This is a genomic window from Sphingomonas sp. SRI_018 (assembly GCF_057586275.1).
The window spans coordinates 84,855-102,319 of the sequence record NZ_JBYCZO010000004.1 but is presented as its reverse complement, the minus strand read 5'-3'; the positions used below and the strand labels follow the sequence as shown (position 1 = coordinate 102,319).

The 17,465-nt window shown below is 70.0% G+C and carries 16 protein-coding genes; 4 read left to right on the top strand and 12 right to left on the bottom strand.

Annotation, left to right across the window (positions count from 1 at the left end):
- Positions 1 to 89: 89 nt before the first annotated feature.
- Positions 90 to 650, bottom strand: a complete 561-nt coding sequence (locus AC2YHA_RS17250; protein WP_487402608.1) for a TMEM165/GDT1 family protein — start codon at positions 648 to 650, stop codon at positions 90 to 92.
- Positions 651 to 662: 12 nt separating this feature from the next.
- Positions 663 to 968, bottom strand: coding sequence for a hypothetical protein (locus AC2YHA_RS17245; RefSeq protein WP_487402607.1), 306 nt, complete (start codon positions 966 to 968; stop codon positions 663 to 665).
- Positions 969 to 1,145: 177 nt separating this feature from the next.
- Between AC2YHA_RS17245 and rpmG the strand changes: the two genes are divergently transcribed.
- A complete protein-coding gene (rpmG, locus tag AC2YHA_RS17240) occupies positions 1,146 to 1,313 on the top strand; it encodes a 50S ribosomal protein L33 (RefSeq protein ID WP_233784906.1) in 168 nt (55 codons plus the stop codon).
- Between the two features lie 303 nt (positions 1,314 to 1,616).
- On the opposite strand, the gene dapD is transcribed toward rpmG, so the two are convergent.
- Positions 1,617 to 2,423, bottom strand: a complete 807-nt coding sequence (dapD, locus tag AC2YHA_RS17235; RefSeq protein WP_487402606.1) for a 2,3,4,5-tetrahydropyridine-2,6-dicarboxylate N-succinyltransferase — start codon at positions 2,421 to 2,423, stop codon at positions 1,617 to 1,619.
- Positions 2,424 to 3,089 (bottom strand): pyrimidine 5'-nucleotidase, encoded by a 666-nt coding sequence (locus tag AC2YHA_RS17230; protein ID WP_487402605.1) that lies wholly within the window; start codon positions 3,087 to 3,089, stop codon positions 2,424 to 2,426.
- 58 nt (positions 3,090 to 3,147) lie between these two features.
- Between AC2YHA_RS17230 and AC2YHA_RS17225 the strand changes: the two genes are divergently transcribed.
- Positions 3,148 to 4,134 (top strand): LLM class flavin-dependent oxidoreductase, encoded by a 987-nt coding sequence (locus AC2YHA_RS17225; protein WP_487402604.1) that lies wholly within the window; start codon positions 3,148 to 3,150, stop codon positions 4,132 to 4,134.
- A 144-nt stretch (positions 4,135 to 4,278) separates the two neighbouring features.
- Here the strand turns inward: AC2YHA_RS17225 and AC2YHA_RS17220 are convergent, their stop codons facing one another.
- From AC2YHA_RS17220 to AC2YHA_RS17210, 3 genes are read right to left on the bottom strand one after another with little or no spacing between them, the layout of a single operon-like run.
- Complete coding sequence (locus AC2YHA_RS17220) at positions 4,279 to 5,652, bottom strand: sensor histidine kinase (protein ID WP_487402603.1); 1,374 nt, start codon at positions 5,650 to 5,652, stop codon at positions 4,279 to 4,281.
- Positions 5,653 to 5,701: 49 nt separating this feature from the next.
- Entirely contained in the window at positions 5,702 to 6,382 is a 681-nt protein-coding gene (locus AC2YHA_RS17215; RefSeq protein ID WP_233784901.1) for a response regulator transcription factor, read from the bottom strand.
- A gap of 22 nt (positions 6,383 to 6,404) precedes the next feature.
- Positions 6,405 to 6,707 (bottom strand): hypothetical protein, encoded by a 303-nt coding sequence (locus AC2YHA_RS17210; protein ID WP_487402602.1) that lies wholly within the window; start codon positions 6,705 to 6,707, stop codon positions 6,405 to 6,407.
- A 98-nt stretch (positions 6,708 to 6,805) separates the two neighbouring features.
- On the opposite strand from AC2YHA_RS17210, the gene AC2YHA_RS17205 reads away from it, so the two are divergent.
- Positions 6,806 to 8,584, top strand: coding sequence for an ABC-F family ATP-binding cassette domain-containing protein (locus tag AC2YHA_RS17205; protein WP_487402601.1), 1,779 nt, complete (start codon positions 6,806 to 6,808; stop codon positions 8,582 to 8,584).
- On the opposite strand, the gene AC2YHA_RS17200 is transcribed toward AC2YHA_RS17205, so the two are convergent.
- From AC2YHA_RS17200 to AC2YHA_RS17180, 5 genes are read right to left on the bottom strand one after another with little or no spacing between them, the layout of a single operon-like run.
- Complete coding sequence (locus AC2YHA_RS17200) at positions 8,581 to 9,393, bottom strand: DUF815 domain-containing protein (RefSeq protein WP_487402600.1); 813 nt, start codon at positions 9,391 to 9,393, stop codon at positions 8,581 to 8,583. The two genes, AC2YHA_RS17205 and AC2YHA_RS17200, sit on opposite strands and share 4 nt — an antisense overlap.
- A gap of 19 nt (positions 9,394 to 9,412) precedes the next feature.
- Positions 9,413 to 11,449: a tetratricopeptide repeat protein gene (locus AC2YHA_RS17195; RefSeq protein ID WP_487402599.1), complete on the bottom strand. Its 2,037-nt coding sequence runs from the start codon at positions 11,447 to 11,449 to the stop codon at positions 9,413 to 9,415.
- Positions 11,433 to 12,785 (bottom strand): PEP-CTERM-box response regulator transcription factor, encoded by a 1,353-nt coding sequence (gene prsR, locus AC2YHA_RS17190; protein ID WP_487402598.1) that lies wholly within the window; start codon positions 12,783 to 12,785, stop codon positions 11,433 to 11,435. Before prsR ends, AC2YHA_RS17195 begins: the two co-directional genes overlap by 17 nt.
- Positions 12,782 to 14,803: an XrtA/PEP-CTERM system histidine kinase PrsK gene (prsK, locus tag AC2YHA_RS17185; protein ID WP_487402597.1), complete on the bottom strand. Its 2,022-nt coding sequence runs from the start codon at positions 14,801 to 14,803 to the stop codon at positions 12,782 to 12,784. Before prsK ends, prsR begins: the two co-directional genes overlap by 4 nt.
- 4 nt (positions 14,804 to 14,807) lie before the next feature.
- Positions 14,808 to 16,196 (bottom strand): TIGR03013 family XrtA/PEP-CTERM system glycosyltransferase, encoded by a 1,389-nt coding sequence (locus AC2YHA_RS17180; RefSeq protein WP_487402596.1) that lies wholly within the window; start codon positions 16,194 to 16,196, stop codon positions 14,808 to 14,810.
- Between the two features lie 165 nt (positions 16,197 to 16,361).
- On the opposite strand from AC2YHA_RS17180, the gene AC2YHA_RS17175 reads away from it, so the two are divergent.
- A complete protein-coding gene (locus AC2YHA_RS17175) occupies positions 16,362 to 17,414 on the top strand; it encodes a mannose-1-phosphate guanylyltransferase/mannose-6-phosphate isomerase (RefSeq protein WP_487402595.1) in 1,053 nt (350 codons plus the stop codon).
- Positions 17,415 to 17,465 lie beyond the last annotated feature (51 nt).

Here is a 17,465-nt window from a genome sequence, read left to right as displayed (position 1 = left end):
TCTGGAATCGGTTCGCGTGAGGAACGATCCCCTAGAGGATTGGCTCCCGGATGCCGAGACGAAACGCTTCGATGACGGAAATCGAGAGGCTAGATCAGCCGCAGTCCGCCGAGACCGACGATGATTCCCACAAGCAACAGGATCACACCGCCCGTGATCGAGAGCGGCCGGAGGGGGAGCGCCCGCCAGCCTTCGCTGCCGAGGCTGATCGCCGCCGCAGCGAGCGCAGCCGAGGCCAGTATCACGCCGACACCGGCCAGCACCGGCTGCGCGCCCCAGGCGGCGAGGGCGAAGGTGATGAAAGTGGCCCGGTCGCCCGCCGCCGCACTCGCCATACCGGCGAAGGCGGTGACGGGCCCGCGGATGCAACCCTGCTCCCGCGTCGGTCGTGCACGGAGCGTTGCGCCGATACCGGCCAGGATCAGCGTCAGCGCAAGCAGCAGCGCCTTGGCATTGGGCGTGAGCAGGGGCGCCACCAGCCATCCGCCAGCCACCGCGATCGCTGCGGCGAGGGCATGAGCCAGCACCGCGGCGGCGAGGACGAGTCCCGCCGGCCGATATTTCCGCCCCATCCGTGCCGCCAGCGAGGCTGGCCGGTCGCCGATGCCGGCCAGCAGCGCCGCGACAAGGGCGGGAAGGAGCGTGTCCATCGTCGCAGCGAATCAGGCGGTCAGGCGCACGCTGCAGGCGGCGGCGAAGGTCTCGCAGGCGCGCGCGTCCGGCATGTCGCAGTCGACGGCGTCGCGCAGGATCGCCAGCCAGCCGCGGATCAGCGGTCCGCGCTCGCCGCGTGCCAGGGCCGAATCGAGCGCGTGGACGACGGCGATTGCCGCCCCGATCCCCTCTGCCGCGGCAAGGCGGCGGACCTGCTCGAGCTCGGCGGCGAGGTCGGCCGGGCCGAGGTGCGGGAGGCGCCGGCCGATCGCGTCGATGCGCGAAACCAGTTCCAAGCGGACACCATCGGCCATGCGCCATTCCTTCAGGGGAAGGTCCCCGCATCACTCTGGCGCGATCGTGGTTAAGGCGGCGTAAAGCGCCTCGCGGCTTGACAAGCGCGCCATCATCCGCCATGCGCCCGCGTCTGTCGCGGCGGCTCTCAAGCGGGGCGCGCCGCTTTCTTTTTCCGCTGTTCGAGAGTTTGGGCCATGGCCAAGCCGACTACCGTCAAGATCAAGCTCGTGAGCTCTGCCGACACCGGCTTCTTCTACGTGACCAAGAAGAACCCGCGCACGCAGACCGAGAAGCTGAGCTTCCGCAAGTACGACCCGATCGCGCGCAAGCACGTCGAGTTCAAGGAAGCCAAGATCAAGTAATCCTGCCGGCGGGGTAGTCCCTCGCCTGCGAACGCGGATCGCAATGCGGTCGCAGCCGGACGCGCTGCGACCGCTTTTGGCGTTAGGTCAACGCGCCGGCCGAAAGGCAATCCGCCTGTTAGAATCGGCTTCAGCCAGTTTTAATCCGCTCCCCGGCGAAATCCCCTTCCAATCCTCCCCCGCCAGGGGGAGGTGGCGCGCGAAGCGTGACGGAGGGGGAGGAAGCGGATCGATGGTTGGTCGCCGTCCTCCCCCTCCGTCGCCTTCGGCGCCACCTCCCCCTGGCGGGGGAGGATCTCAACCCTAGTCCCGCAGCAGCTCGTTGATGCCCGTCTTCGACCGCGTCTGGGCATCCACCGTCTTGACGATCACCGCGCAGTAGAGGCCGGGCTTGCCGGCCTCGCCCGGCAGCGTGCCGGGGACGACCACCGCATAGGGCGGCACCGCGCCGCGGTGGACCTCGCCGGTGGCGCGGTCGACGATCTTGGTCGAGGCGCCGAGATAGACGCCCATCGACAGCACCGCGCCCTCGCCGACCCGCACGCCCTCCGCCACTTCCGAGCGCGCGCCGATGAAGGCGCCGTCGCCGATGATCACCGGGTCGGCCTGCAAAGGCTCGAGCACGCCGCCGATGCCGGCGCCGCCGGAGATGTGGACGTTGCGGCCGATCTGCGCGCAGCTGCCGACCGTCGCCCAGGTGTCGACCATCGTCCCCTCGCCGACATAGGCGCCGATGTTGACGAAGCTCGGCATCAGCACCGCGCCCTTGCCGATGAAGGCGCCGTGGCGGACCACAGACCCCGGCACCGCGCGGAAGCCGGCGGCGCGGAAGGCGTCCTCGCCCCAGCCGGTGAACTTCGACGGCACCTTGTCGTACCAGCCGCCCGGCATCACGACATTGTCGTTGAGGCGGAACGACAGCAGCACCGCCTTCTTGAGCCACTGGTTGACCCGCCAGCCGCCGTCCACCGGCTCCGCCACGCGCGCCTCGCCACGGTCGAGCAGGTTGAGGGCTTCCGCCACCGCCTCGCGCACCGCGCCTTCGGTCCCCGTATTGAGATCCGCACGATTCTCCCAGGCGGCGTCGATGGTCGTTTGAAGATCGGTCACTCAAGCGTCTCCCAGGATATCGTGCAGCCAACCGGTGATGTCGGCGGTGGTATAGTCGATGAAGCTGCGGTCGGTGTCGGCGGTCTGCTCGCTGCCGTTGTCGACCCAGACGGTGGTCATGCCGATCGCCTTGGCCGGCTTCAGATTGCGCGCCATGTCCTCGACGAACAGGCATTCGGTCGGTTCCAGCTCGTACGCGGCGCACAGCCCCTCGTAGGAGACCGGATCGGGCTTGGGGCGGAGCGCCATCGCGTGAATGTCGTGCACCGCCTCGAAGCTGGCGCCGAGGCCGAGCCGGTCGAGCACCTTCGAGGCATAAGGCAGGTCGCCGTTGGTAAAGACCAGCTTGCGCCCCGGCAGCCGGGCGATCGCGGCGGCGAGCGGGGCGTTCTCCTCGAGCACGTCCATCTCGATGTCGTGGACATAGGTGAGGAACTCATAGGGATCGGTGCCGTGCTCGGCCATCAGCCCGGCCAGCGTGGTGCCGTGCGCGTGGAACCAGCCCTTCTGCAGCTTGCGCGCCTCGTCCCAGGGGAGGCCGGTCAGCCGCTCGATATAGTCGGTCATGCGATGATCGATCTTGGCGAACAGGTTCGCGCTCGGCGGATAGAGCGTGTTGTCCAGATCGAAGATCCAGGCGCGGACGTGGTCGAGTTCGGGCGGCACGAGGGCGCGCCTACCGGTCCTGCTTGCATGGGGCAAGCGGCTCCCCATCTGGCAGGTCATGATCCCCTATTCGCTCCTCGACCTCGTCCCCATCGTGCAGGGCGGGGACGCCCGTACCGCGCTCGCCAATGCCGCCGACCTCGCCGCCCATGCCGAGGCGCTCGGCTACACACGCTACTGGGTGGCGGAGCATCACGGGATGCCCGGGATCGCCAGCGCGGCGACATCGGTGGTGATCGCGCATGTCGGCGCCGCGACCTCGACTATCCGGATCGGCGCGGGCGGGATCATGCTGCCCAACCACGCCCCGCTGGTGATCGCCGAGCAGTTCGGCACGCTGGATGCGCTGTTTCCAGGGCGGATCGACCTGGGACTCGGGCGGGCGCCGGGATCGGATCAGCGGGTGGCGCGGGCGCTGAGGCGCACGCTGGAAAGCAGCCCGGACGCCTTCCCGCAGGATGTGCTCGAGCTGCAGAGCTATTTCGCCGACGACGGGCAGACCGGCATCCGCGCGACGCCAGGCGCGGGGGCGGACGTGAAGCTGTGGATTCTCGGCTCCTCGACCTTCGGGGCACAGCTCGCGGCGATGCTGGGGCTGCCCTATGCCTTCGCCTCGCATTTCGCGCCGGATGCGCTCGACATGGCGATCGCGATCTACCGCCGCGACTTCCGTCCTTCCCCCGTCTGCGAGAAGCCGCACCTGATGCTGGGCTTCAACGTGTTCGCCGCCGACAGCGATGCGGAGGCGGAGCTGATCGCGACCTCCGCGCAGCAGGCGTTCGTCGCGATCCGCACCGGACAGGCGATCCAGCTGCCGCCGCCGGTGCCCGGCTTCCGCGAGACGCTGGGCGCGCAGGGGAACGCGATCCTCGATCATGTGCTGCAATGCTCGGCGACCGGCGGGCCGGAGAGCGTCAAGCGCCAGATCGCCGCGTTCGTCGAGCGGACGAAGCCGGACGAGCTGATGGTGACCGGGATGATCCATGATCATGCCGCACGGAGGCGGAGCTTCGAGATCGCGGCGGAGGTGGTGAGGGACCTCTAAGCTCCTCCCCGGAACGGGGAGGGGGACCAAGACGCGAAGCGGCTTGGTGGAGGGGGCCCTCCACCGACGGATCGCTCTTGGCTGGGCCCCCTCCACCACGCCCTGCGGGCGCGGTCCCCCTCCCCGTTCCGGGGAGGAGCTTGTTTACGCCAGCGGCAGCCTCAGGCGGACCAGCAGGCCGCCGAGGTCCTCGCTTTCCTCCAGGCTCACCGTCCCGCCATACAGCTCGGCCACGTCGCGCACGATCGCCAGCCCCAGCCCCGTCCCCGGCTTGCCGCTGTCGAGCCGCACGCCGCGGTCGAAGATGCGCAGGCGGTCGGCCTCAGGAATGCCCCTTCCGTCGTCCTCGACCATGATCTCGGCGAAGCCCGCCTGCGCCGAGACGGTGATGAACACGCTGCCGCCGCCGTATTTGGCGGCATTCTCGACGAGGTTGCCGAGGATCTCGTCGAGGTCCTGGCGCTCGATCCTGGCCTTGAGGTCCTTCGCGCCGTCGGTGTCGATGCGGACGTTGGGATAAAGGCGTGAGATCGCCCGCTCGACCGCTTCAACGCTTACCCAAAGCTCGGCGCGGCTGTGCGCGCTGCCGCGGCGGCCGACCGCGCGGGCCCGCGCGAGATGGTGGTCGACCTGGCGACGCATCGTCCGCGCCTCGCGGATCACGGTGTCGGCGAGGTCGGCCTGGCCCGCGGCGGCAGCGTTCATGATCACCGTGAGCGGCGTCTTCAGCGCATGGGCGAGGTTGCCGGCGTGGCGGCGCGCTTCCTCGGCCTGGCGATCGTTGTGCTCGATGAGGCCGTTCAGTTCCTCGACCATCGGTGCGACCTCGGCGGGCATATTGCCCTCGACACGGCTGGATGTCCCCGCGCGCATCCGTTGGATCTCCAAGCGGACCTTCCTCAGCGGCAGCAGGCCGTAGAAGGTCTGCAGCGTCACCATCACGATCAGCCCGAGCCCAAGCAGCACGAAGCTGCGCACCAGCGTCCGGCGGAGCGCTGCGATCTGCGCGTCGAGATAGCCGCGGTTCTGCGCGACCTGGAAGCGCCAGCGCACCGGCGAGCCGGGCAGTTTGAGGTCCCGTTCGACGACCCGGAGGCGCTCGTCCGGGAACTGGCTCGAATCATAGATATGGACGTCGCGGTCGCGGTGCTGCTGATCGGTACGCAGCCGCCGGTCCCACAGCGAGCGCGATGGGAAGGGATCGACGCCATTGCCGCTCACCTGCCAGTAGAGGCCCGAGTTGGGCTCGAGGAAGCGCTGGTCGGCGAGCTGGCGGTTGAACATCACCTCGCCTTCCGGCCCGATCTCCGCCGTGGCTATCAGGCTGGTCAGCAGGAAATCGAGCTGGTCGTCGAAGCTGCGCGTCACCGCCGAAGTCAGCACGCGATCGAGCGCGAACCCGCCGCCGGTGAGCAGCAGCAGGATCCACAATGCCGCGACGACGATCATCCGGCGCGACAGCGAGCCGGTGACGCGGACGTAAGGGCGTGGCGGCAGTTCGGGAGCGGTGGTGGCCATCAGGCAGCCTTACATGCCCCGCTCCCCGCTGGCGGGGAGCGGAAGCGCATCACTCCGCCGACGGCCGTTCGCCGGGCTCGTCGAGCGAATAGCCGAGGCCGCGGATCGTCGAGATCACGTCGGCACCGAGCTTCTTGCGGATGCGCGTCACGAACACCTCGATCGTGTTCGAATCGCGGTCGAAATCCTGGTCGTAGATATGCTCGATCAGCTCGGTGCGGCTCACCACCTTGCCTTTGTGGTGGAGGAGGTAGCTGAGCAGCTTGTATTCCTGCGCGGTGAGCTTCACCGGCTCGCCGGCCTTGGTCACCTTGCCCGAGCGGGTGTCGAGGCGGATGTCGCCGGCGGTCAGCTCGGCCGAGGCATTGCCCGAGGCGCGGCGGATCAGCGCACGCAGGCGGGCGATCAGCTCCTCGGTCTGGAACGGCTTGGCGACATAGTCGTCGGCGCCGGCATCGAGCCCGGCGACCTTGTCCGACCAGCTGTCGCGCGCGGTCAGCACCAGCACCGGCGTGGTCTTGCCTTCCTTGCGCCAGCGGTCGAGCACGGTCAGCCCGTCGATCTCGGGCAGGCCGAGATCGAGGATGATCGCATCATAGTCTTCGGTCGAGCCCAGGAAATGCCCCTCCTCGCCGTCGGTGGCGAGGTCCACTGCATAGCCCGCCCCTTCGAGCGTGTTGCGGAGCTGCTGACCGAGATTGGGTTCGTCTTCGACAATCAGAACGCGCATGTGTGTCTCCAGTGGGGGAGCGTCAGCTTCCGGTGCGGCCGATGACGGCCCCCGAGCGGCCGTCGACGCTCACCCAGATGACATTGCCATCGCGCAGGAATTTGAGCGTGTAAACCTGCGTGCCCGAATCGAAGTCGAAGCCGATGTACTGCGCACCCCTCATCTTCGGCACGACGCGGCGCTCGATCTCGCGAAGCGACAGCAGGCGGCCCTGCTCGCGCGCCTCGCGCGCGGCGTCCTGATCGCCGCGGCGATGCCGCTGCGCACCAGCGTCGCCGGCACCGGCGAGCGCGATCGCAAGGCCGATCGAGAGAATTCCCACCATCTTCATATGGCTGTGGCATAGGCAGCATGCGTTGAACAGCCCGTGAATGTCGACGAAATCTTGCCGCAAGCGCGAAGGGACCCTAGGTCGCCCCGATCATGGCTGCTCCCATCCTCGCCTATGAAGGCCTCGGGCTCGTGCAGGGCTCGGGCTGGCTGTTCCGCGGCCTCGACATCTATATCGGCGCGCGCGACCGGCTGGCGCTGATCGGGCGCAACGGCGCGGGCAAGACCACGCTGCTCAAGCTGATCGCCGACCGCATCGAGGCGGACGCGGGCCGCCGCACGATCGTGCCCGGTACCAACGTGGTGATGCTCGAGCAGGAGCCGAAGATGGAGGGCGCGAAGACACTGCTCGACTTCGTGCTGTCGGGCGCCGACGCGCCGTCCAGACACGAGGCGGAGGCGATCGCCGGGCAGCTCGGCATCGACCTCGGCCGTGACGCGGCGACCGCGTCGGGCGGCGAGCGGCGGCGCGCGGCGATCGCGCGGGCGCTGGCGCAGAACCCCGACGTATTGCTGCTCGACGAGCCGACCAACCATCTCGACCTCGCCGCGATCGACTGGCTGGAGGATTGGCTGAACCGCTACACCGGCGCGTTCATCGTCATCAGCCACGACCGCACCTTCCTGACCCGTCTCACCCGCCAGACGCTGTGGCTCGATCGCGGCAGCATCCGCCGCAACGAGATCGGCTTCGGTGGATTCGAGGCGTGGATGGAGGCGGTCTATGCCGAGGAGACGCGTGCGGCGGAGAAGCTCGACGCCAAGTTGAAGCTCGAGCTGCACTGGCTCCAGCGCGGCGTCACCGCGCGGCGGCGGCGCAACCAGGGGCGGCTGGAGAAGCTCAACCAGATGCGCGCCCAGCGTGCCTCGATGCTGGGGCCGCAGGGCACCGCCAAGCTCGGTATCGCCACCGACGACGTGCGCACCAAGAGCGTGATCACCGCCGACCGGGTGACGAAGCGCTTTGGCGAGCGCACGATCATCAAGGACTTCAGCCTGCGCATCCAGCGCGGCGACCGCATCGGCATCGTCGGCGCCAACGGCGCGGGCAAGACCACCCTCATCAGGCTGCTGACCGGCGAGATCGCGCCCGACGAGGGGACGGTGACGCTTGCCAGGACGCTCGACGGGGTGATCATCGACCAGCAGCGGAAATTGATGGCGCCCGAGAAGCGCGTGCGCGACGTGCTCGCCGACGGCGGCGACTGGATCGAGGTGCGTGGGGTCAAGAAGCACATCCAGGGCTATCTCAAGGAGTTCCTGTTCGACCCCGGTCTCGCCGATGCCCGCGTCGGCACGCTCTCCGGCGGGGAGCGCTCGCGGCTGCTGCTGGCGCGCGAGTTCGCCCGCGCCTCCAACCTGCTGGTGCTCGACGAGCCGACCAACGACCTCGACCTCGAGACGCTCGACCTGCTCCAGGAGGTGATCGCGGACTATGAGGGCACGGTGCTGATCGTCAGCCACGACCGCGACTTCCTCGACCGCACGGTGACGGTGACCCTGGGGCTCGACGGGTCGGGCTCGGTCGACATCGTCGCCGGCGGCTATGCCGATTGGGAAGCCAAGCGGAAGCTCAGGGCGCAGGCGAGGGCTGCGGCGAAAACGGCGGCCGCGCCGCCTCCTCCACTGCAGACGCGCACCAAGCTCAGCTACAAGGACCAGCGTGACTACGACCTGCTGCCGAAGCGGATCGAGGAGCTCGACGCGGCGATCGCGCGCGACGAGGCGGCGCTGGCCGACCCGGAGCTTTACGCACGCGATCCCGCGAAATTCGACACGCTGATGAAGGCGATCGCCGCCGCGCGCGAAGAGAAGGACGCGGCCGAGCTGCGGTGGCTAGAACTGGCGGAGATGGTCGAGACGCTCGGCTAGGCCCCCTTGCCGCGATCGATCGCCACGCCGGCGCGGCCGGCGAGGTCGATGACGTACTGCCATGCCACCCGCCCCGAGCGGCTGCCGCGCCGCGTCGCCCAGCCGACCGCGTCGACGGGATCGAACGGCAGGCCATAGCTGGTCGCGTAGCGCTCGATGATCGCCAGATAGGTGTCCTGGTCGATCACATGGAAGCCGAGGCTGAGCCCGAACCGGTCGGCCAGCGCCAGCGCGTCGTCGACCGCATCGCGCGGATTGATCGCGCTTTCCTGCTCGGCGATGTCGCGCGGGACGAGGTGGCGGCGGTTCGAGGTGACGGCGAGGCGGGTGTTGTCGGGCCGCGCCTCCGCACCGCCCTGCAGCAGCGAGCGCAGCGCGCGCGCCTCGCTCGGCGCCGAGAAGCCGAGATCGTCGATGAACACCACGAAGGCGCGCTTGACCGGCGCCAGCGTGGCGAACAGCCGCGGCAGGCTGTCGAGCGAGGCGGTGGCGACCTCGACCAGCGCGAGGCCGGTCGCGGCGGCGGCGCTGGCGACCAGCGCCGACTTGCCGGTGCCGCGCGCGCCCCACAGCAGCACGTCGTGCGCGGCATGGCCGGCGGCGAGGCGGCGGAAATTCTCGAGCAGCGACGCCTTCTGCGCATCCATGCCGGTCAGCATCTCGAGCGGCAGCGGCGCGAAGCCGCGCGCCGCCTCCAGTACCTCGCCGTGCCAGAGATAGGCGGGATGGGCGAGCGGATCGGCGGACGCAGGTGGCGGCGGGGCGAGCCGCTCCAGCGCGGCGGCGATCCTTTCGAGCGGGTCGGTCATGGCGCCCCGCTTAGCGAGGTCAGCCGGCCGCGGCCAGCTTCTGCGCCGCCTCGCGCTCGCCGAAGCGGGGATCGGCGAGCGCCGCCAGCGCCTGGGCGCGGGCATCCTGCGCACGGCCGAGATCGGCATAGAGCTGGGCGAGGTGCCAGCGCAGCGCCGCATGACGAGGCGCGAGCGCCACCGCCTTCTCCAGGAGCTGGCGTGCTCCCTCGGTGTCACCGCTGCCGTAGAGCGCCCAGCCATAGGCGTCGGCCGCAGCGGCATTGGCCGGGGCCAGCGCATAGGCGGCGGCGGCATAGCTGGCGGCGGTCTCCTCCTCGCCGGCGCCGTCATAGGCATAGGCGAGCTCGGCCAGCAGCGCCGCGTCGCGGTCGCCGAGCCGCACGCGCAGCCTCTCCAGCGTGTCGATCGCCGCGTCATATTCGCCCGCCGCGATCTGCCAGTGTGCGGCGAGGCGGAGCGCGGCGACGTTCGCCGGGTTCTGTGACAGGAACAGCGCGAGCGCGTTCGACGCCTCCTCGCGCCGTCCGGCCATGTCGAGCGCCTCGGTCAGCCGCAGCATCGTCGGCTCGTCGAAGCTCAGCGACGCGGCGCGGCGGAAGGCGGCGACGGCGTCGCCCGGCCGCCCGAGCGCCATCAGTGTATCGCCAAGCACCAGCGCCGCCTTGGGCGCACCGCGGTTGGCGGCCGCCACGGCCTGCGCGCGGGCGAGCGCGCCGGCACGATCGCCGGCTTCGAGCTGCGCCCGGATCAAGGGGATCGCGCTCGACGGCTCGCCGGCCGGATCGCCGGCGGCGGCGGCCGCGAGCACCGGCACGCTGTCGTCCGAGCTGAAGCTCGCCGCGTCCGCCCGCGCCGGATGCGCGGCGCGATCGAGCAGGCGCGCGGCGGCCGCCCGATCGCCGAGCCGTTCGAAGGCGCGTGCGGCCAGCGTCAGCGTATAGCTGTCGGCATCGCCGCGCTCGGCCACCGGCTGGATGACGTCGAGCGCGCCCCGCGCGGAATCGCGCCGCAGCAGCGCCATGGCGAGAAGCTGGCGCGCGCGGATGTTCATCGGCTGGATCGCGACCAGGTTGCGCAGCTTGGTGACCGCCTGCTCGTCGGCGCCATCGTCCAGGTCCAGCGTCGCGCCGAGCTGGAGCGGCCCCGGCATGCCGTCGAGCGCGCCGCCGGTATCCTCCATCAGGTCGCGCGCGAGGCCGGTATTGCCCGCGCGCGCCGCCATCACCGCGAGCAGATAGAGCACCTGCGGACTGCCCGGCCGCACCGCCAGCGCGCGGCGGGCGGCGCCGAGCATGTCGTTGTATCGGCCGGCATCGCCGAGTGTCGCCGCATAGTCGAGCAGGGCCGGATAGCTGTTCGGGTCGCGCTTCAGCGCGCCCTCGAACCATGGCAGCGACGCGACCAGGCCATATTGGTCGCGCACGAGCTGGGCATTCAACAGCAGCGCGGCGGTGTTGTCGCCGTCGAGAGCGACCGCGCGGCCCGCCGCCTCGATCGCGCCCGCGACGTCGCCGACGCTCCGGCGGAAACGGGCGAGATCGGTCCATACGGCACTGTCGGCGGGCGCACGAGCGATCGCCTGCGCCAGCAGGTCGTTGGCGGCGGCGGGGTTGCCCATCGCCGCCAGCGCCCGCGCCTGGATGCGCAGGCCATAGGTCCAGTAACGGGGCGCAGTCGCCTTCGCGAGCGCGAGCGCCTGCTGCGGATCGCCCTGGAGCAGCCGCGCATGGGCAAGCAGCTGCTGCGCCCGGCGCATGTCGAAGCCGTTGTCGCGCGCCTTGCCGAGCTCGGCCTCGGCGGCGATGCCGTCGTCGTCCGCCAGCGCCGTCCGCGCAAGCACCGCATGGGCGAGCCCCCAGCTCGGATCGGCCTTCACGGCGGACGCGGCGAGAGCGTGCGCGGCCGAGACATTGCCTTGATCGAGCGCGGCGAGGGCGCGGCCGAGCGTGGCCCGGGCGGTCCCTGCGTCGGCATGGAGCGGCGCGCCGGCGGACAGGCCGGCGGCGGCAACGGCAAGGGCGAGCGCGCCGAGGCGCCTACGGCTGGAGGTCATAGGCCTTCATCAGGTCATAGAGGGTGGGACGGCTGATCCCGAGCAGCCGGGCGGTGCCGGAGATATTGCCGTCGGCGCGCGCCAGCGCGTGGCGGATCGCCTTGCGGTCGGCCGCCTCGCGCACTGCCTTGAGGTTGATCGGCAAGCTGTCTCCAGCAGGTTCGGCAAGGTCGAGGTCGGCGGCGGTGACGCGCGCGCCGTCGGCCATGATGACGGCGCGCTTCACCCGGTTCTCCAGCTCGCGGACGTTGCCGGGCCAGCTCCAGGCGTCGATCGCCGCGAGCGCGTCGGGCGTGAAGCCCTTGACGCCGCTTCGCATCTCGCCGGCGTATCTGCGCAGGAAATGCCGTGCGAGCAGTCCGGCATCGCCCGGCCGCTCGGCGAGCGACGGGATGCGCACCACGATCTCGGCGAGACGATAGTAGAGGTCTTCGCGGAAGCTGCCGGCGGCGACCATCGCGTCGATGTCCTGGTGCGTCGCGCAGACGATACGCGTGTCCACTGGAATCGGCTTGCGCCCGCCGATCCGCTCGATCACCCGCTCCTGCAGGAAGCGCAGCAGCTTGACCTGGAGCGGCAGCGGCACGTCGCCGATCTCGTCGAGAAACAGGGTGCCGTCATGCGCCGCCTCGATCTTGCCTTCGGTGGTCTTGACCGCGCCGGTGAAGGCACCCTTCTCGTGCCCGAACAGCTCGCTCTCGAGCAGCGTCTCGGGGATCGCCGCGCAGTTGATCGCGACGAAGGCGCCGCGCCTGCGGGGGCTGGCCTCGTGCAGCCCGCGCGCGAGCAGCTCCTTGCCGGTGCCCGATGCGCCGAGCAGCATCACCGACACGTCGGCGCCGGCGACGCGATCGATCGTTCGGGTGACCTTCAGCATCTCCGGCGCGGCGGTGATCATGCCGCCGAGCGCGGTGCCCGATCCAGCCTCGGCGAGCCGGCGGTTCTCCGCTTCCAGCGCATGGACGTGGAAGGCGCGCGCGACGATCAGGCCGAGCGCGTCGATGTCGATCGGCTTGGCATAGAAGTCCCATGCCCCCGCCGCGATCGCGATCCGCGCGCTTTCACGGGCACCGTGGCCCGAGGCGACGATCACCTTGGTGTCGGGCTTCAGCTCCAGGATCGCCTGGAGCGTGGCGAAACCCTCGCTGGTGCCGTCGGGATCGGGCGGCAGGCCGAGGTCGAGCGTCACCACCGCCGGCTCCTCGGCGCGCAGCAGCGCGACCGCGCTCTCGCGGTCGGCGGCGACATGCACCTCATAGCCTTCATAGGCCCAGCGCAGCTGGCGCTGGAGCGCGAGGTCGTCCTCGACGATCAGCAGCTTCCTCGTCTCGCTCATGCCGCCACCCTGGAGGCGAGCGCCGCCGGCAGGATCACGCGGAAGGTGGAGCCTCCACCCTCGCAGCTCTCGACCTCGATGCGTCCGCCCATTCCTTCGGCCAGCTGCCGCGCCTCGAACGCGCCGATGCCGAAGCCGCCGGGCTTGGTCGAGGCGAAGGGGCGAAACAGCCGATCGCGCATGAAGGCGGGCGACATGCCGCAGCCGCGGTCGATCACCGAGACCGTCACCGTCTCCACACCGGGCTCGACTGCGATCGTCACCGGATCGACCGCGGCGCTCGCGTCGATCGCGTTCTGGACGAGATGACCGAGCAGCTGCTCCAGCCGACCGGGATCGGCGAGCGCAACTGCGCCCTTCGGTCCCGCCACCACGACCGGATGCTGCGCGCGGCGTGCCGCGGCGATATGCTCGGCGATGGCCGTCACATCGATCGCGACCGGCGGCTCGGCCGCAGCGCGGGTGTTGGCGAGCAGGCGGCCGAGCAGCGCGTTGAGCTTGTCGGCCGAATCCTGGAGCGTCGCCACCATGTCGGCGCGGAAGGCGGGGTTGTCGGCGTGGCGCTCCGCATTGCGGGCAACCAGGCTCAACCCGCTCACCAGATTCTTGATGTCGTGGACGATGAAGGCGAAACGGCGGTTGAACTCGTCGAACCGCTCGGTCTCGGCGAGCGCCTCCTGCGCGCGCGCTTCGGCGAGATAGCTCGCGACCTGGCGTCCGGCGATGCGCAACAGGTCGAAATCCTCCCAATCGAGTGCCCGGTCCACCGGCGGACGCGCAAGCACGATCGCGCCGACCAGCGTGTCCAGGTGCAGAAGCGGCACCACCGCCCAGGCGTCCCGCTCGTCGAGCAGCCATTGCGGCGCGACGTCGCCATCGACGTCGCCGCGGCGGGCGCGGTCGAGCTCGACGATGCGCTCGCCCTGGCCGAGACTGTGCGTGAAGGCCGCGTCGGCGCCGGTACGCGGCAGGTCTCCGCTCCAGTTCCAGCCGGTGCCGATGCCGAGCCCAGCGCCGTCCGGTACCAGCAGCAGCCCGGCCGGGGAGTCGGTGAGGTCCGCGACCGCCTTGACTACACGCTCGGCGAGCGGCGCGGCGCGGTCAGGCTTGCCGAGCGTGCCGGTGAAGCGGATCCATTCCGCGCGATAGTCGTAGCGATGGCGGAAGAGGTGCTTGGCGACGCTCACCTTCGCCCAGGCACGCAGCCATGGCGACGCGACCAGCGTCAGCACCGCGGCGGCCGAGCCGAACACGAAGGCGGTCTGCCACATCCGCGCCAGCGTGCCGCCGATCGCGCCGAGCAGGCTGGTGCCGGCGGCGAGCAGCGCGAAATAGGCGCCGATCGCGACCAGCGACAGCGAGCGATAGGCGACGGCATGCGAGATGCGGACCTCGCCGCGCCCATCGCGCTGGATCGCTGCGCCGATCAGCGCCGCCGCCAGCACCATCGCCGCCCCTCGGACGGGCGCCGCCACGGCCGGCCATGCGCCGAGCAGATAGGCGATGGCGGCCAAGCCGAAATCGCTGAGCCATATCGCCGCGAAGCCGATCGCAATCAGGCGGACATTGCCGCGGCCGTCCTCGGCGTCGAGCTGCTGAAGCAGCACCAGCGCGCCCACCGCCACCATCATGCGCAGCAGCGCACTGGCATTGACGACTTGGGCGTCTTCATGGAACCCGACGACGCCAAGCGCGAGCAGCATCCCCGCGGCCGCGATCAGCGCGACCACGCCGTAGACCGCGACCACGCCGGCTGGCGCGCGCAGCGCGCCTTGCCGGCCAAGCGCGAACATGAAGCCGAGCAGCGCCAGCGTCCGTGCGCCTTCGGCGAGCTGCGTGCCCGGCGAATTGCCGCCGAGCCCGGCGACCGCCAGCGCCCATGCCGCCAGTGCCGCCACCGCCGCGACCAGCGGCCAGCGCGGCAGCACCACCCGCGCGCTCCGCCCCGCCCATAGCGCGACGGCGGCGAACAGCAGCGCCGCCAGCGCATGGCTCCACAGGGTCAGCGTTTCGGCCATCGCCTCAGCGCGCTCCCTCCGGGAACAGCACCACGCGCACCGTCTGGAGCAGGATCAGGAGGTCGAGAAAGGGCGAGTAGTTCTTGGCGTAGTAGAGGTCGTATTCGAGCTTCTGCCGCGCGTCCTCGATCGAGGCGCCATAGGGATAGTTGATCTGCGCCCAGCCGGTGATGCCCGGCTTCACCATGTGCCGTTCGGCGTAATAGGGGAGCTTGGCTTCCAGATCGTCGACGAACTGGGGCCGTTCCGGGCGGGGGCCGACGAAGCTCATCTCGCCCTTGAGGACGGTCCAGCACTGCGGCAGCTCGTCGATCCTTACTTTGCGGATGAACCGGCCGATTCGGGTGACACGCGGATCGTCCTTCTCCGCCCACACCGCCTGGCCCTGCACCTCGGCGTCGGTGCGCATCGAGCGGAGCTTGATGACCTGGAACGGCGTTCCGTAAAGCCCGACGCGGACCTGACGGTAGAAAGCCGGCCCCCTGCTGTCGAGCTTCACCGCGATCGCGGCGAGAGCGATGACCGGCAGGGTCAGCGCCAGCAGGATCAGGCTGGCGGCGATGTCGAACAGTCGCTTGAACACGCTCGACAGCATCCGGCTCGACGAGAAGCCGTCGGAGAAGATCAGCCAGGACGGATTGACGCTGTCGAGGTCGACGCGCCCGGTCTCGCGCTCGAGGAAGGTCGAGATCTCGTTGACGTGGACACCGGTGGTCTTGATGCGGAGCAGATCCTTGAGCGGCAGCGCGTTACGCCGCTCCTCCAGCGCCAACACCACCTCGCTCGCGCTCAGCAGCACGACATGATCGGCGAGGTTGTAGATGGCGTCGCGCGCGATCGCCTCCGGGATCACGCGGTTACCCTCGCTCATGCTGACGTAGCCGACCACCGCGAAGCCGGCGCCCGGCCGCGCCGCCAGCGCCTTCAGCCGCGCCGCACGCGGGCCGGCGCCGAGCACGACGATGCGGCGCTTGAACGCCTGGCCGCCGAGCGCCTTGCCGATGAGGATGCGCAGGAAGGTGAGGCCGACGATGGCAAGGCCCATGGCGTAGAGCAGGTTCGATCGCCACAGGCTGAGGTCGGGCAGGATGAAGAACAGCGCGCTGAGCGCCAGCACGCCGATCGCGACGCCGACGCTGAGCCGTACCATCGCATAGCGGATCGATTGCAGCGACTCGGCGCCATAGACGCCGACCGCGATCATCGCCGTCTCGACCGCGGCGACGAACACGGCGAGCTGGGCCGTGCGGGTGTGGATCGGCTCGACGGCCATGCCGATCTGGTGCGCGCGCAGCGTCCAGCCGAGCTCGCCGGCAAGCGCGAGCACCGCAAGATCGAACAGACCGAGCAGCAGCACCGCGTTCGGCACGTAATGCTTGAACAGCCTGATCATCGCGCGCGGCGCGCTCCCGACACCTGAGTGTAAACTTCGCCGACACCCGTCTCGCGCAAAAAGGCGAAGAAATGCTGAACGGCGGCGGAAATCGATGAGAGTCGGGGCGTTGGACGAGAGGGGGGGGCGTCCGCTACATCCATCGCAACAGGAGAACCGTTCATCATGACCGACGTCAGGCCGATCATTCCCGTGATCCTCTCAGGAGGTTCGGGCACCCGGCTCTGGCCCATGTCCCGGCCCGAGCGGCCGAAGCAGCTCCTGGCGCTCACCGCCGAGGAGACGATGTTGCAGCTTACGGCGAGACGCTGCGGCGGCGAGCGCTTCACCGCGCCGGTGGTGGTCGCCAATGCTTATCATGCCGACGAGATCGAGCAGCAACTCGCCGCGATCGAGGGTTCGGCGCGTGCGTTGGTGCTGGAGCCGATGGGGCGCAACACCGCGCCGGCGATCGCGCTGGCGGCGATCGCGGCCGGCGGCGGGCACGATCCGCTGCTGGTGATGCCGTCCGACCATGTCATCACCGACGTCGCCGCGTTCCACGCGGCGATCCATGCGGCGCTGCCGCTGGTCGACGAGGGTTGGCTGGTCACCTTCGGCATCACGCCCGATGCGCCGGAGACCGGCTATGGCTACATCCGCATCGGCGAGGAGATCGCGAGCGGCGTCCACAAGGTCGACCGTTTCATCGAGAAGCCGCCGCGCGAGGCGGCCGAAGCGATGCTGGCGGAGGGCGGCCATGCGTGGAACGGCGGCATCTTCCTGTTCCGCGCGGACATGTATCTGGGCGCGCTCGCGGCGCATGCGCCCGACATGCTCGTCGCCGCGCAGGAGGCGATGGCCAAGGCGCGCCGCGAAGGCGTGCGGATCTGGCCGGACGAGGAGGCCTTTGCAAGATCGCCGGCGGATTCGATCGACTATGCGGTGATGGAAAAGGCGGCGCGGGTGGCGGTGGTGCCGGTCAGTATGGGCTGGAGCGACGTCGGCTCCTGGGACGCGCTGCACGCGATCAGCCAGATCGACGAAGGCGGCAACGTCCATCACGGCGAGGTGATCGCGGTCGATACGAAGAACTGCTTCGTGCGCTCGGACGGCGTGCGGATCGCGCTGGTCGGCGTCGAGGACCTGATCGTGGTGGCAAGCGGCGACGACGTGCTGATCCTGCCGCGGGGGCGCAGCCAGGAGATCAGGAAGATCATCGAGGCGTTGAAGCGGTGACGCGGCGGGGGCGCTAGCCGGCTTGTCACTTTACTGACACACCCCTTCCCC